At 51.7% G+C, this 16,052-nt stretch carries 8 protein-coding genes; 2 read left to right on the top strand and 6 right to left on the bottom strand.

All coding sequences use genetic code 11. The features are described from left to right. The first annotated feature begins 113 nt into the window (after nt 1-113). Both P1X16_RS16025 and P1X16_RS16020 read left to right on the top strand, forming a co-directional pair. Complete coding sequence (locus P1X16_RS16025; RefSeq protein WP_277231015.1) at nt 114-1,010, top strand: YicC/YloC family endoribonuclease; 897 nt, start codon at nt 114-116, stop codon at nt 1,008-1,010. 321 nt (nt 1,011-1,331) lie between these two features. After that, nucleotides 1,332-1,877 (top strand): hypothetical protein, encoded by a 546-nt coding sequence (locus tag P1X16_RS16020; RefSeq protein WP_277231014.1) that lies wholly within the window; start codon nt 1,332-1,334, stop codon nt 1,875-1,877. A 135-nt stretch (nt 1,878-2,012) separates the two neighbouring features. On the opposite strand, the gene P1X16_RS16015 is transcribed toward P1X16_RS16020, so the two are convergent. From P1X16_RS16015 to P1X16_RS15990, 6 genes are all read right to left on the bottom strand, one after another. After that, entirely contained in the window at nt 2,013-3,353 is a 1,341-nt protein-coding gene (locus P1X16_RS16015) for a M28 family peptidase (protein ID WP_277231012.1), read from the bottom strand. Between the two features lie 219 nt (nt 3,354-3,572). After that, the gene (locus tag P1X16_RS16010; protein ID WP_277231010.1) at nt 3,573-3,959 is read right to left on the bottom strand and encodes a VanZ family protein; all 387 of its coding nucleotides are present in this window, start codon (nt 3,957-3,959) and stop codon (nt 3,573-3,575) included. Nucleotides 3,960-4,000: 41 nt separating this feature from the next. Further along, nucleotides 4,001-4,381 (bottom strand): glycine cleavage system protein GcvH, encoded by a 381-nt coding sequence (gene gcvH / locus P1X16_RS16005; protein ID WP_277231008.1) that lies wholly within the window; start codon nt 4,379-4,381, stop codon nt 4,001-4,003. A gap of 176 nt (nt 4,382-4,557) precedes the next feature. Further along, nucleotides 4,558-11,964: a cell surface protein SprA gene (sprA, locus tag P1X16_RS16000; protein ID WP_277231006.1), complete on the bottom strand. Its 7,407-nt coding sequence runs from the start codon at nt 11,962-11,964 to the stop codon at nt 4,558-4,560. A gap of 119 nt (nt 11,965-12,083) precedes the next feature. Further along, entirely contained in the window at nt 12,084-12,689 is a 606-nt protein-coding gene (ruvA, locus tag P1X16_RS15995; RefSeq protein WP_277231005.1) for a Holliday junction branch migration protein RuvA, read from the bottom strand. A gap of 546 nt (nt 12,690-13,235) precedes the next feature. Beyond that, a complete protein-coding gene (locus P1X16_RS15990) occupies nt 13,236-15,506 on the bottom strand; it encodes an NADP-dependent malic enzyme (protein WP_277231003.1) in 2,271 nt (756 codons plus the stop codon). Nucleotides 15,507-16,052 lie beyond the last annotated feature (546 nt).

Genomic DNA, 16,052 nt, shown 5'->3' with positions numbered 1-16,052 from the left:
GGGCTCCTATTACGCCAAGATTGCCTCCATATTACCCTTGTGTTACGCGCCCTTTAAGCGCATTTGAACCTGAAAGAAACTACTACTTTTGCGCCCCTTTTACCATTTCGACCATGCTTCAATCCATGACCGGCTACGGTGTTGCTCACCGCGACACTGACTCTTACTCTGCTACTGTTGAGATTAAATCCTTGAATTCAAAGTCCCTGGATTTAACACTTCGCCTACCCCGCTTCTTGCAAGATCGAGAACTAGAAATTCGAAACTTGGTTACTAGAAGCTTAGTGCGTGGGAAAGTGAATTTGAACCTTGACTTCACCCGAGTACGGGCTGCCAACAATCAGACGGGTATAGTCAACCAAGCTGCTTTGACGGCCGCTTACCAAGAGTTGGTGGAGCTAAGCAGCCGGATAGGGGTATCGGTCGAAGTATTAGCGAGTATTGCCAAGGCATTACCAGGAAGCTTGCGCCTGCCTGCTGAAGGAGTATCGCTCCCCGAACAGGAGGAAGAAGTAGCGTGGGAAGAGCTACAGCCTTTATTACAAGAAGCTCTCGACCGGACTCATGAGTTTCGCCGCACAGAAGGACAGACTCTCACCACCGAGATTCTAGGCTACTTAGATAGTATACGCATTCAACTAGCAGAGATAGAGCGCCACGATCCTAACCGGGTAGAGCAAGTGCGCGAACGACTTCGCGCACACCTCGCCGACCTTGCTAGCAGCGAGCAGTTCAACCAGAGCCGATTCGAACAGGAACTTATATATTATATAGAGAAGCTAGATATCGCTGAGGAAAAAGTACGGTTAGTCAGCCATTTGCACTATTTCACTGAAACTGTGTATTTGCCAGAGCCAACGGGGAAAAAACTGGCCTTTATTTCGCAAGAAATGGGACGCGAAATCAACACAATTGGCTCAAAGGCCAACGACTCTATTGTACAACACTTAGTAGTTGGCATGAAAGAAGAACTTGAAAAAATAAAGGAACAGATCAATAATATTCTTTAAGTGCAAATTAACTGAATTGACAACAATCTTGCACTTTTCCTGTAAAATGTATCATGTAATTTTTCTCATATGATTTTGATTTATTGCAACCACGTATAACGAAAAGCTCTTAAGTATATAAAAGGTTGATTTTTTATTTATCCGGTTTAAAGCCTGTTTAGGGCGTTTTTAGCTTGTTCCAGGTTATTTACAAGAAACTATTTTTAAGCACCCTATTGCAAGTCCATAAATCGTTCGTAAATTGTGTTATCCAAACAGATAAAACGTTTGGTATTCGAGATAACCATCAAGCCGATTTTCATCTTTTTTCAATCATTTATTATGAAAAAAGTAGTACTCTTCCCAGCTACGCTTTGCTTGCTTCTTCTTTTGGCGGCTTTCCGTCCTTATGCTGAAGTAGAACTTATCAAAAAGCGTGTACTAAGTGAGCGAGTAGAGATTCTAATCCCTAAAGGATTTGAAGTCATGAGCGAGCAGCAAATGGATTTCAACTATGCTCGTGCGCAAAGCCGTCCAAGTGTAATCTATACTAACAGCAAAGAGGCTAGCCTAGCCTTTACTTACACGGACAATACTGCCGATCAGGATATGATCGACATTTATGCTGCTAACTTCTATAAGACCTACACTAAGCAGTTCAAAGAAGCTAAGTGGTTTGGTAACGGCATTAAAGAAGTGAGCGGTCGTAAAGTGGGTTACCTCGAATTGATGAAGCCTGAGCTTGGCCACGAAGTATATCAGCTTATCTTCTTCACCGACGTAGAAGGCAAACTTCTCATGTGCACTTTCACTTGTGCCGACCGTCAAAAGCCGGAGTGGGAAACGGTAGCCAAGCAGATCATGAGTTCTTTCAGAACAAACGAATAGCCTACAGTCGTACTGCTCTATCTCTTATAAAAAGAACGCCCGGAATCACAGCCTGATTCCGGGCGTTCTTTTTATACATCTAACAAGGCTCAAAGTGGGTTCGCCTCCTACAACCCACTTAGACTATCTGCCACGCTATTTCGAGATTGGATGAGCGCCAAGTGCGTTGAGGAAATCACTGATGAGGACAAAGACACTAGCGAAAGCAGTTAGAGGGAGCGTTTCGGCACGGTCTTGCACATCGTGATAGGCTGCAATGCCACCGCGTGTATACAAGAAAAACGCCGGCACTCCGCGCTCTGAAAAAGGAAAGTGGTCGGAGTTGGCCGCTCGTCCCCGAGCAGCTAAGCTAGGCACCGCCTGACGAGCTTCATTGAGGCGCTGGAGCAATTGAAATTGGCCAGGCAGTTCGCGACCATTCACAACGGTTACTCCCTCCGAGCCAGTACCAAGCAGATCTAGGTTCACTAGAAACCGAATTCGATCGAGAGGTACTAAGGGATGATTTACAAAGAAGCTAGAACCTATTAAACCGGCTTCCTCTGCCCCAAAGGCAATAAACACAACCGAATAAGCAGGCTTGTTTTCAGCACGGGCATAAAAAGCAGCAAGCTCTAACAACATTGCTGTACCACTAGCATTGTCGTTGGCGCCAGGAAAATAGGCGTGCTTGCCCATAGTCCCCAAATGGTCGTAGTGGGCAGTAACAACCAGAAAGGAATCGGGACGGATCTGGCCAGGTATGTAAGCTACCAGGTTTTGGGCTTGGTAATTTTGCTTCAGCTCTGCATCAACACGTAACGCAACGGAAGGCGACTCTTTGCCGTGAGTGGCAGTTGTAGCCTTAGTCCAAGCCGATTCTAGTACATCCAGCCTCGGCTGTTGACTCTGAGTGGGCGCTAAAGACGCTGTGAGCTTGGGCACGATAGTCAGCATGAAAGCAGCCGATTCCAGATGCTGACGCAAAGCAATAGGTAGCGTACTAATTTGCCGCGTATAGCGAGCACTGATTGCGATACCGTTTCTATGCAAGGGTTTCTGCAAGAAGCGCTGCTGGGCAGCTAGATCCGAAAAAACAGTGGTATCAAGCTGTGTCACAACCGCAGCTGAACAGAAACCGCCAACACGGCCACTGCCTGAGTTGGGTGATGCAATAAAATCAACTCCGGGGCGCAGGTGATGGTAGCCACCAAACAACGGAAAAGCAAAATGCCCCGTCTTTGAGCGAAGCTTGAGCTTCAGCTGCCCAGGAAAAGTATTGACATCGAGTAGGAAAGCTTGGGTGTAGTTAGGAGTTAGTGGCTGGAGGTTGAGCTGGCGAAAACGGCTGCGTATATAGTCGGCCGCTTTCAGGTCGCCGTTGCGAACGTAGCCACGGCCCTGCATGTCTGGCGCCGTTAGGTCCTGAATGGTGCGGCGCACGCGCGGCATATCCTGTGCTAGTACCGGCGCAAATGGCCTTATGGTGCTAAGCACAAGGAAGGCTGCAGCCGTTGTAAGCACCTGATTGCAAAGGTGAGCTACTGAGAACCCACCCTTTTGCGTAGAAGCACGGATGCGGTAAAGAAAGCCGCTGGAATACCTATTACCTATTGAATTTGAGTTGCTCATCGGCCAATAACATAAGCCTTACGCAAGCTCATAGCAGTTACGCAGGCAACTTACTTGAAAATTGAGCTCGAAGTGCAGCTGCCTTTATTCCCACCAACGACGCGTAGCGTAGGCAAACAATAGCCCCACCCCAACTCCAATAGAATCACTTAGCGCATCGGACCATTCGCCGTGCCGGCCCATATGCATAACTGTTTGTAGCAACTCGATCAACAAACCGTAAGCTATACTTCCCCAGAAAACCGTCAAATAAGCCCAACGGCGCAGCCACGGCCAAACCTGTTGCCGACGTGCCGAGAAAATTGCTAGAACAGCCAGGACCACAAAAACGAAAGCATGCGCGGCTGTATCAAACGATATGAGCTCCCAGGGCGGCAGCTCCGGCATGTCCTCGGCTGGCGTGAGGGTCAGTACCAAAACAAACGCCGCCCACGCCAGCGGCAAGCCCACAAGGGGGCGTCCACGGGGCACAGGCGGCGCAGTTACTACCCTATTTGACACGAATAGCTTGCTTATGCACCTACTAGTTCGCCGTAGGCTTCAGCCGACAGTAACCCATCCAGCTCGGCAGGGTTGGCTACTGCAATTTTCACCATCCAACCATCGCCGTAAGGGTCAGAGTTTACGGCTTCGGGGTTTCCTTCAAGATGGCTGTTTACCTCCAGCACAGTACCCGAAATAGGGCTAAATAAATCGGACACTGTTTTTACAGCTTCTACCGTGCCGAACACCTCATCCTGAGCAACTTCTTTGTCGAGCGTGTCAATGTCAACGTATACAATATCTCCGAGCTCTTTCTGGGCATGGTCGGTGATGCCGATGTAGGCAACGTCACCTTCTACGCGGATCCATTCGTGCTCTTTGGTGTATTTCAGGTTGGCAGGCAGATTCATGAGGGCTGATTTGAGGGAAAAGATAGCCGCTTCTAATGCGGTACCTCAAAAGTACGGTGAAGTGGTGAAATTGCGAGGTCTGAAATCAAGAAGTGGCCGGTTTGCTGGTAGGTTAATGCGAAACGCTTCAACAACACAGCAGATCGGCCACTTCTTGATTTAAACAACTAAATTATTTATTGCGACAAACTGTAGCGCAACTGGAGGCCACCTTCGGTAGTGGCGTTCCGATAGGAATTCTGAACGCGCGGGTCTGTAACCGTACGCGTGAAGAAGAACTGCAAGTTCAGACGCTGGTTCAGCACATAATCGATTGTAGGCCGGAGCTGAAGCTGCTTAGTACCATTGGTAGGCAAGCTAACCGTATTGCCAACGTAGGCAGGCAGAGTTGCGGTAGCGTTTGCCGGATCCACTACGTCTTCAATTGTGCGTTGAATAGTGACGTTGTCACGAATACTTAGGTCGAGACGGGCAGTCAGCTCGTTCTTCAACACGCGCTGCTCCCCTCCCACTCGGAATGGTAGCCGAAGCCGGTTGGTAGCGTAGCCAAAGCCAATTACCAATTCCTGTGTGCGCAGCTCGGTTACCTGGGCATTAGTGGTATTGAGGGCTACTGCCCGCTCCGTTCTAAATTCTAAACGGCCGGTAATCTTCTCCAACGTTTGGAAATTGACCCCAATAAGTGGCGTGAGACGCTCAGCAATGCTTACCTGCCCGAGCACATAATATGGTATGTACTGGCCCGAAGCATTCGTCAGCGAGCTAAGACCTAATGGATTCAGCTCATTCTCTCCTGGTACAGATGTGTATCCGGTAGCTGTAGTGTAGCTCCCCACACTGTACACCGAAGAATAGGCGTGCGTAAGAGAAATAGAGCGGAAGTAGCGCTTCATGAAGGGCAACTCTGCTAAGCCATTATAATCGATACGCCAGTTGGGAATAGGTATCTGAGCGAACGGGTTGAATTTCTTGGCCTTGTACCCATCCGACGACTTGCCGCGGTAAGCATCCAAGAAAGCTGGTATCAGCACATCTTGCGAGTTATAACCATAGTTGCCGAGTTGCCCTGTATTTGGATCAAGTACGCGGTTATTCTGCAACTGCTCTTGCACAAACTGCCGGTTGCGCACAAACCGGTCGAAGGACTTGGATATGGTTCCTTCCTTCGACAAGTCACCAAACAAGGTTTGGATGGTAACAACGGATACGCTGAACGAGCCCGAACCAAGCGGATTACTAGCTGTGGGGATAGCACCAGGTACTGGCAGCAAAGTAGAATCGTTTACCAATGTCCGGTAGAACACTTCCCGGTTTCTTACCTTCTGTGTGCGGCCTTCCACTTGAATATTGAAGTCACGGAAGGGCTCCAGTGCGGTACGGTAAACTAGGTTATCGGTATAAAGCGAACTGAGAGGGGTATTAAGCAAGTCGCTCCGGTCGGTGTACCAGCCGCGAGAGTAGGTACGATTAAAAAGATCTTCTAAATCATACTGCTTTCCTACGAGGAAAGGCACACCTGGGGCATCCCAGTCGCTGTTGAGGCCGAAGAACCTGGTGCGCGGCAGATAGCCCGGCAATAATGTGCCGTTGCTCCGGGAATACGTGAAGTTTATGGAGCGCGCCGTCATCAGGGAGCGGAGCACCGCCTTGAGGAAACGTAACTCCGGACCCTTAGCAGTATCGGTAGGGGCAGCCTGCGGATCGCCGGGGCGCCGCACTACACCAGGAGCAAGCGGGCCTGTTTTGTTGGCGGAGCCAGGTGGTGGAGCGTTGTTGATGATGTTGAGGAAGCGCACCTTGTTGTAGAGCTTCACCAGATCAATCTTACCATTGGCACTCAACTCACCGTTATTTTGAATGGTGTTACCTAAGTTCAACGGGACAGTAGTTGTATCGTTAGGGTCAGGTATACCATTAATCAACTGCGGATTAGGTGCCCGTAGCGCCGTGGAAGCCGCCTGCCACGTGTAGTTGGCCGCGTAACGCGTATCGGCCGACAGCCAGTCGGTAAGCGGGAACTTGTCGAGCGGTAACCGGTAGGTTAGGGCTACGGTTTGGTTGAAATTGGTGGTGCGCCCGCCGCGGCGGAACAGGTTGTCGCGAAGCTGTTCGCGGTTGCGCCTGGCAATGTCCGACCCATCGATGGTACTACCCACGCCTTCGTCTACTACGGCGCGGTTGTTGGCCGTGTAGTCCAATGTCAAGCCCTTGGTGAGGGCCCATTGCAGATCGTAGATGCGGTTGAAGTAGAACGATTTCTGGAAGATACCAGGGCCGGACTGCACCGGTACGGAGCCAGGCTCAAGAGCCCGCTGTAAGAACCGCTCGTTATAGCGCCGGTCGATATCTGCGCGGAATGAGAAGCGGCTTGGCAATGGTGTGAAGTTCACTTCCTGCAGGAACTTCAGGTACGGCGAATCCAGCGCTTTCACTCTGGCCAGCGGCGTATAGATCTTCGGCGTAGCCTGGTAAATGTAGGCCAAAGCCCCGTTGTAGGTGCGCGTGTAGTCCCGGTCGGTATTGATGTCGGTGTGCGTGCGCTCGGTGTAGGAATAGCTGAGCGCTATGTTTTCGATATCGTAGGGCTTCGGTTTTCGCTCGGAGTTGGTGCGCTCCTTGCGCACATTGAGCACACTAATACTTCGACTGTTGGTTTGGTCGATAACCTCTTTTCGGTACTCAGCTCGTTCCTCGTTGGTCTTAAACTTGCGCAATGACTGATCAAGTTTAGTATCGGGGTCAAGGGGGTCATACTGAGGGGCTCGGCTTTCGTGGCCGGCTTGCATCAGTACGGGTACTCGCAGACCGAGCTTTTCCGGGAAGAACTTTTCAACTGCTACTGTTGCATTCACGTCACCCCGGGTAACCTCCTCCAACGACCGTTGCTGCAGTTTGTCTTGCAAGCCGCCAAAACCAACCGACGTGTAGCTACCCGTAGCCGTGATGTTAGCGAGGTCAGCCAGCTTGGTATTGAAGCGCGCCGTAGCAGCCCAGCCATTCTCCCGATCGAAGTCGAACACCCGCAGTTCATCGGCCCACAAACACACCGATTTAGGACGGTCGTCGCTGGCCGGATTGAAAATACCAATCATAGCCCCCTGCACCGAACTGATATCAGGGTTACCAACTACTGTAATAGTAGAACCGTCGGGATTGTTTACTGTATAGGTGCCATTGTAAGGTAACTTGAGTCGGTTACGCTCAGCCTTGACGTCAATAAACTGCTGTAGATCAATGTCGACTTGGTTTTCATCTGGCCAAATAAGCTTAGTGTCTCCTGTACCATTTGGCGTAATGACCAGAGGCTTGCGGTACTCGTAGTAGTTCTGGTTGTAATCGGTACCGAGGCGAATAAATGCCTGAACTTCCCCATCGCGCACGGAGCTATTCTCGCTTTGTGCATGCAGGAACATGCGAAGCTTTTTATAACGCACTAGGTTCAGGCTCAAGTTTTTATACGCAGCCTCTCCATATCCATCCCGCAGGTCTTCCACGCACAGGCGTAAGCTCTGTTCGTTTTGTTGGCGGTTGACAGTGCTAGAGCCATATTCCTTGTCGCGCACAATACCTGGTGGCAGTACGTACGGCACTGTTCCTTGCGCACTGCTACCCCCGTTCTCTTCTAAACTTACTGTACTGATATTGAAGCCAGCGGAGGCCGTTTGCTTCGGGTCTATGGTTGGCACATTAGGATCCGCAATAGGACCAAGGTAGCGGCGCCATTGGTTGGCAATGAACTGAGGCTGCACTAGACGTAGCACCACCGGATTCTGCCAGCCCGTCATTACCATGCGCAAGAACCGAATGGATTTGAAGTTAGGCTGAACTCCATTGGCGGCGCTTTGTACCCGGTAATTAGAGCGAAGCGGAATTCGAACCTGATACCACGATATCTCCTCTTTGGCAGGATTATCACTGGTTGTGACTTTATCTACGATGTAGTTGCTGCCAACTGCCAGTTGTCCGTTTTGCAAATCCAGTTCGTACTCGAAGTAGCTTTCGGTATCGGAAATTACGTTGTCGCGGTTGAGGTCTTCTTTATCTGGAAAAGCAGTGGAGCTAAGCTGGCTATTTTCCCGCGAGTTTCCATCCAAGCCATTGTATTGCTTGTAACGACCTAGAATAGTTACACCATTTTGATCATAGACAGGGTCGAGGTGATGACGGAAGTTATCGCCAGATGGGTCTTCACCAAAAGCAGTTCCAAAAAACCTTGTTTCTTCTGTGTCATCTAAACCTTCGAGACCAACGTCCTGCAGGTTTCGACCGGCACTACTAAAAGCATCAGTTAGAAATTGCTGCCGTGTAACTCGGCCCCAGTCAGTAGGACGAGTAGGATTGTTGGGATCATTCGGATCGGTAGGTAATCCATTTTCGAATTCGTATTGTCCGTCGCGTATTACGTCTTCCGATATTGAGCCTAGGTTGATTAGCAACTTGCCACCGGGGTTGGCGCGTGCGTAGGAAGGATCGTTTACACCGTCATCTATTATTCCATTATCAGTATTGATGAATGGATCCATCATCCAGAACTCTAGATATTCGACGTTGGCGTTATCAAAGTCAGTATCAAAAGTGATTTCGCGGGAAATAGCGCCGAAGTTGTTTTCAGCTCGGCCAGGAAGACGACCATTAGCCGCAGCTGGGTTATAGTTATAAGGTCCTCGTTCGGATGGATAATACGCTAGGTCGAACGAGTACTCGTAAGCGTTGTTAATAGCTCCGGCATCCCGATTAGGAAAAATTTCGGTACGTTGAATACCCCGGACATAATGGTTCTTGTTGATATCACCACGAATGTTATTAGGACGGTTGGCGCCACCGGTGTAATAAGTTTGGTCGATGGTGTACCATGCTAGTTTAGCGCGCTGATAGCTAGCAGCTCTGGTGCTAGCGTCGAAGTTAGAGAAGGTACGAGGCGTAGCACCGAGGCGCCATGCCACGGCCGACGTCAAGCCGCCCAACGTGTAAGGCGTCCGAGCATTCTCGAAATCGTCGAGATAGGACACACCATTTTCACCTCTGCCTAGCTTGGACTTGCCGGGCAGCAGTTGCGCAAACTCACCACTGAGAGCCACCGACGAAGGCTCCTTGGTAGAAATCAGCGGCAACATGTCCAAATACTTGGTAATGGCCCGCGACTCGCGGCGCATATTCACATCGAACCCGTAAATGGTGTTGTTGCCGGGCTCGTCACCGATGTTCACGCGGTTGATGCCGGGGGCCTGGTTTTCGCGCAGTTGCAGTACGGTAGCCCCGAAGTTAATGTCCGGGTTAAGCCGATAGTCGAGTCGGAGGCCGAGCAAGCGGCGGGGCTGCACTTGCACCAAGGCATTCTTCTCGAATTCAACTCGCAACTCGTTGGCCGAATTCAGGTAGGCCGGGTTCAGAATCTTGACCATAGCCTGGTCATAGAACACTTGGTAGTCGGTTCCTTCTGCTAGCAGTATAGATCCCGCATATACCCGTACCGAGCCCTGCGCAATACCGATGCCCGGCAAGCTAATTTCGTTGGTGGCCGTGGCCTGAAACCGGCCGCGTATTACAAACTTGTCTTTGTCTTGTCGCTGCTGCGCGTCGCTCTGTACCTGCCGATACAGTTCTTGGTACACATACCGCTGAATGAGCGGCCGCTCATTCACCGTTACCGTGTCGAACTGGTTGCGTAAGTAGCTACCGAACGGCTCAACCACCGGGAAGATAATTTTGCCTAGCTCAGGGTCGATGGTGATACCCGGGAAATAGTCGAAGTTACCATCGGGGTTACGGTCATTATTGGGGTTTACGTTGTCGAGGTTCAGCACCTCAATCAGCGGTCGATTGGCAATCTTGATGCCTTCCTTCAGCGAAATCAAGTCTACCCCCGTCTCATCGTCTTTGTAGATGAGTTGCAGTTGAAAGTTGTCCCGGTTGAGCTGCGAAGCGTTCAACGAGTACACGTTCTTCATCATCAAGTCCCAAGTCGGCAGGTTGCGCGTCTTTAGGTTCTCGTTGAGCGGATTTTGGTTAGGGTCAGCCAGTCCAACAGATGGATTAGTTGACTTCAGCATCTTCATGAAGATAACTTGGTCCTGTCCCACGTTGGAATAGTCGTCAACCAACTCCCCTACCTTATACGTCTTGCCGTTGTAGAGGTACTCGTAGCTCACGCTCAACACCTGCTCGGGTAGCAGCTGTGTGTTAAGGGAAATGTAACCGAGCTGCGCGTTGAACGTGTACTCGCGCGCGTCGAGCTTGCGGGCCCGCACGTGCTCATAGTCCACGTTTTTGAGCAGGGCGGGCTTGTTCGCGGCTGCCGTATTCAGGAAGTTGTCTACTGTTAATTCACCACGGGCAGTGGCGCCACCAGCTAGGAGGGCAGCAAACTCGCCGTTGTTTGTGTTGCTGGCCGTGGCAGGAAAAGGAACGCTAGGCAGTAAAAAGCCCTGGCGGTAAACACGCTGAGGCTCGCCTAAGTCCATCAAGGCCACCACATTCCGCAGGTTGTCACTCTGGCGGTTGTCGTTGGTGATGTACACCTCTAAGCGCCGAATTTCAACACCGCTCTGAACCGTGGGTAGGTTTTTAAGTGCTTGGTCGTACCGGTCGCGGAAAAACTGGCTTAGGAAGAAGTGCCGGTCCCGCTCGTACTGGCTGGCTTTCAACTCGAACTGTCGGCTCTGGCCCCCGTTTTGCACCCGCACCTCGTCAGCCTGGCCGCGCAGGTTGCTAGCTACGGCCGTTACGGCTAGGCGCCCAAACTGGAGCTGCGTTTTCACCCCAAACAGGTTTTGCCCGCCCTGAATCAAGGAGTTATTAAGCGGCAAACTCACGTTGCCGAGCTCTATTTTCCTGATGATGTCGGTGTCGAAGCCCGTGTAGTCGAGCTTCATGTTGTTTTCGAAGTCGAATGCTGCCTTGGTATCGTAGTTGAAGGTCAGGCGTAGCTTCTCCCCTATCTGCCCGGTTAGGTTCAGGTTTAGGTTTTGGTCGTACTGAAAATCGCCGACGCGCTGCTGACGCAACGTGAGCGTCGGGTTTTCGTTGCGGTTGAAGCGGGCGCCCATACGCAAGGTCACGGCACCAGCTGGCCGGATATCCACGTAGCTACCCCCAAATATGCGGTCGGCCATTGGGCCGAGGTAGATTTTGGGAATAAGACGCCGCACGTTGGCCGTGCTGGAGTCGCCGGTTACGCCACCTGCCGAACGATTTCGGAAGTAGTCTCGTATAGCCTGACGTTGCTGCCACTCCGAGTATTCTTTGAAGCTGAGTCGGCTAGGTTCACGGAAATCAACATCCTGACCTACCTGCTCTTCAACATCGAAATACTCGAGGCTATCGTCGGGGGTTATCTGTTGCTTGATGTTGGAAGGCAAACCCAAAATCAGCGGCGACTGGCGGCGTTGGGGCGAAAATGGCGTACCCGCACGGTCGGCAGGCGCCACTTTGGGCCGGCGGCTGGGGCGGTAGCGACTGGTGTCGGGCAAGACGACGCGCGGGGTATCCGGCGTCGGCATCAGCCATGGCATTGCGCCTTGTGATACAGCACCTGGTAGCCAGGAAGTCCACAATTGCTGCATGGCAAAGGTGGAATCTCCCATCGACTCAGCTTGCGACCACCAGGCCAACAACGACACTACAACAACCAAAGAGGCGGTGAGGGACTTCTTACCGGAGTTCAAGTGTTACAAATGAAAATAGATACTGGCAGCCTAAAACGCTAATTCGACTTAAGAGCAAACTTAATCAATTCCTCCACGCTCAGGTCGTTACCGTGTTTATTCTGAATCTGATCCAGGTTCTTTTCGGCGGCCGACCGGGCAAAGCCTAACGTGACTAAAGCTGACAACGCTTCACTGCGGTTGGTATTGTGCGTGCGGGCTAAGGGTACCGTATCTACCCCGGCTTTGGCTAATAATTCATCTTTGCGTAATCTGTCGCGCAAATCGATAATAACGCGTTGTGCCGTTTTGGGCCCCACGCCTTTGATGCTCTGAATTGCGCGTACGTCCTCGTTGATGATGGCATGCCGGATTTCACCTACACTCATGCTGCTCACCATCACGATACCCGTGCCCGGTCCAATGCCCGACACCGAAATCAGGTGCAAGAACAACGCCCGCTCGTTGGGGTCTAAGAATCCGTAAAGCGTGTGCGCGTCTTCTTTGATGTGCTGGAAGGTGTAAAGCTTGGCTTTCTCGCCTTCGGCCGGCAGCTTACCGTAAGTAGCCAGCGAGATTTTGATTTCGTAGCCGATACCATTCACATCAAGGATGGCTTGTGCAGGATCTTTGTATGCGAGTTGGCCTTCGATATAAGCAATCATAGGAGAGGTTTTGGTAGTAGGGTCAGGCAAAACACCAACAGCCGAGTTTTCTATCCCAAATCGGCAGGCATTATTGGCTAAAATTATTGGATTTTACCGACGAACACTAGTAGCCGGTCAGTTTGTTGAACCAATGATCAGCCACGTAGTACCGTTATCGTCTGTTGTGCTACCAAGGAAAGGCAGCAGTTGGCGCTCCTGGCAATGTCGAGAGCATGGCGTTTTTGGGCGCTATTTCGGGGCAGTTGCCTAAGTTGAACCGAGGATTTAGTTCTTACTTAGCCTACTCTAGAGTTTCTGAATTTAACAGATGTCTGGCTTGGAAAGCATACTACTGGAACACGCTTGCCCCAAGTTTCATCATACCGGTTGTGTATACGTGTGCCCATTAAGCCTGTAATGCCGAGTAACTTGGCCGGCCGCCAACCCACATTGCTTTCCTTCATGTACAACAACTAACGTGAACAGAATGAGAAGCTACAGGTGGGTAGGCGGCCGGACCAGCGTCACGACGATGAACGTGTTACGCTACACGTTACACGAAGCTTATGCTCCGCTGGCTTGCTGAGCGTCCACAACGGCAATAGCGGCCATATTCACAATTTCGCGTACCGACGCGCCAAGCTGCAGGATGTGCACGGGTTTGCGCATACCCATCAGCACTGGTCCTATTACTTCGGCGCCACCTATTTCCTGTAGCACCTTATAGGCAATGTTGCCGGAAATAACGTTCGGGAAAATCAACGTATTGGCGCCTCCCTTTTCGGCCAGAATCGAGAACGGGTATTGCTCTTGTAGCAATTGCGGGTTGAGGGCCGTGTTGGCTTGCATCTCGCCGTCCAGAATCAGGTCGGGGTAGCGGGCTTTGGCTAGTTCGGTGGCCCGCCGAGCCTTGTCGGGCAGCGTGCCAGGGTTGGAGCCGAAGTTGGAATAGCTGATAACGCCCACCCGCGGTTCGGTTCCGAAGAAGCGTACCGCTTGCGCCGTAAGGCCAATAATGTCCACCATTTCCTCGGCCGTTGGGTCGATGTTGACAGTGGTATCGGCGAAGAAGTACGGGCCTTTCTTGTGCTGAATGATGTACATCGAAGCCACCCGCTTTACGCCGTCTTCTACGCCTATTACTTGCAGCGCGGGCACAATGCTTTTGCTGTAATCTTTGGTAAGACCCGTAATAAAGGCGTCGGCGGCACCGGTTTCTAGCATCATTGAGCCGTAGTAGTTCCGCTCGCGCATCAGGCGGCGACTTTCGTAGAGCGTAATGCCACGGCGCTGGCGCTTCTGGTACAGGAGCACGGCATACTCTTCGCGTTGCGCATCTTCTTCCAGAATATCGATAATCTCGCAGCCGCTCAAGTCCAGGTTGTTGGCTTGCGCAATGGACGCAAGTTTTTCACGCGCCCCCAACAGAATTGGGCGGGCAATGCCTTCGTCGTGCAGGATAGTAGCGGCCTTCAGAATCTTATAGGTATCGGCTTCTGCAAATACCACGCGCTTGGGGTTGGTACGGGCCGACGACGTAATCCGGTTCATCAGCTTCTGGTTCACGCCCAACCGCCCGCGCAATTCGTCTTCGTAGGCAGCCCAATCCTCCACGTCGCGCCGGGCCACACCGCTTTCCATGGCCGCCCGCGCAACGGCGGGGCTCACGGCTGTAATCAGGCGCGGGTCCAGGGGCTTCGGAATCAGATAGGTACGTCCGAAAGCCAGCGTGTTGTCGCCGTAGGCCCGGTTTACCATATCGGGCACGGGCTCTTTGGCTAGTTCGGCCAAAGCTTGCACGGCGGCCAGCTTCATAGCTTCGTTGATTTCGGTGGCCCGCACATCCAGCGCGCCACGGAAGATATATGGGAAGCCAAGCACGTTATTTACTTGGTTGGGGTGGTCGGAGCGCCCCGTAGCCATAATGATGTCGGGCCGCGTAGCCATGGCCAGATCGTAGGCGATTTCCGGGTTGGGGTTTGCCAGCGCAAACACAATGGGGTTGTCGGCCATGCGCAGCAGCAGGTCAGCAGGCAGCACGTTAGCCGCCGATAGCCCTAAAAATACATCAGCCCCTTCCATAGCCTCCGCCATGGTGCTGATGGAGCGCGTGGTAGCAAAGTGCATTTGCAGCGGGGCCAAATCGGTGCGGGCCTCGTTGATGATGCCATCCTTGTCGAACACCACCACATTTTTCAGTTGCAGGCCCAATGCCAGGTACAGCCGCAAACACGACACCGCCGCCGCGCCCGCGCCACTAACCACTACTTTGATTTTCTTGATGTCTTTCCCGACTATATCCAGCGCGTTCAGCAGTGCTGCAGAGGTAATGATGGCCGTTCCGTGCTGGTCGTCGTGCATGAGCGGGATGTTCATCTTCTCGCGCAGCTCGGTTTCGATGCGGAAGCACTCCGGGGCTTTAATATCTTCTAAGTTGATACCGCCAAACGTAGGCTCCAAGGCCTTTACGATGCGGATAAACTCGTCGGGGTCGGTTGCGTCAATCTCGATATCGAAGCAGTCGATACCCGCAAATTTCTTGAACAGTACGCCCTTGCCTTCCATCACCGGCTTCGACGCTTCGGGCCCGATATTGCCCAGCCCGAGCACGGCGGTACCGTTGCTGATAACGGCTACCAGGTTGCCCTTGGCGGTGTATTTATATACGTCGTCTTTGTTGGCAGCAATAGCTAGGCAGGGCTCTGCTACACCTGGTGAATAGGCCAAGGCCAAGTCGAGCTGGGTGCTGACGGGCTTGGTAGGAACCACTTCAATTTTGCCGGCGGGATTTTGGGCGTGGTAATCGAGGGCGTCCTGTTTGTTGATTTTGAGCATGAGAATTTCTTGGGTGAGAAAGCCGCATCTGGGGCTACGGCTCAGGCAAGTTGGGGCGAAATCAGCCGGAATCAAAGTTTAAGCAGCTTGCTACACCTAAAGCAAGGGGGTGCGCAGTAAGCAATTCAGACCTTGCTAAAGCTAAATCAAAAGGCGAAAGCAAGGTGAGCAAGTTGCTGCCTAGGCCCCTACCCCTCCCTTTGCCCTTGCTTTCGCCCTTCGAACCCTAGCAACACCTCATTAACAAGTTAGCATTACCTAGGCTTGCCGGCACCTATCGTATAGGCTGCTTGCAAGCCGAACTTTCAAGTGCTGCTTTTTATTCTGCTGAACTACTTGCGCACTTAGCATATCCTGCTTCGCATTCCAACTTCTTCAACTTAAGAAAACAGCAATGGTTTGTTGCCGCTATGTCCGTCTAGAGCAACAGCAGCTTTCAAGACTCTCGTGGTTCACCTAGCGGCAATTGCTTCTAGCAGAGCACAAGCTTTTTATTGAACAGAAGGTAGCTTATATTGTAATAGTTATATTTCACAACAAGCTGCA

It is taken from the genome of Hymenobacter sp. YC55 (genome assembly GCF_029433095.1).
Classification (GTDB): domain Bacteria; phylum Bacteroidota; class Bacteroidia; order Cytophagales; family Hymenobacteraceae; genus Hymenobacter.
Note: the sequence above shows the minus strand (reverse complement) of the source record. Positions and strands in the feature narration are given on the sequence as shown.

Bases quoted from the DNA above. Each gene is read 5' to 3' on its own strand.
- P1X16_RS15990 (WP_277231003.1), bottom strand. From the start codon at position 15,506: ATGCTCAAAATCAACAAACAGGACGCCCTCGATTACCACGCCCAAAAT.
- ruvA (WP_277231005.1), bottom strand. From the start codon at position 12,689: ATGATTGCTTATATCGAAGGCCAACTCGCATACAAAGATCCTGCACAA.
- P1X16_RS16020 (WP_277231014.1), top strand. From the start codon at position 1,332: ATGAAAAAAGTAGTACTCTTCCCAGCTACGCTTTGCTTGCTTCTTCTT.
- P1X16_RS16025 (WP_277231015.1), top strand. From the start codon at position 114: ATGCTTCAATCCATGACCGGCTACGGTGTTGCTCACCGCGACACTGAC.
- gcvH (WP_277231008.1), bottom strand. From the start codon at position 4,381: ATGAATCTGCCTGCCAACCTGAAATACACCAAAGAGCACGAATGGATC.
- sprA (WP_277231006.1), bottom strand. From the start codon at position 11,964: ATGGGAGATTCCACCTTTGCCATGCAGCAATTGTGGACTTCCTGGCTA.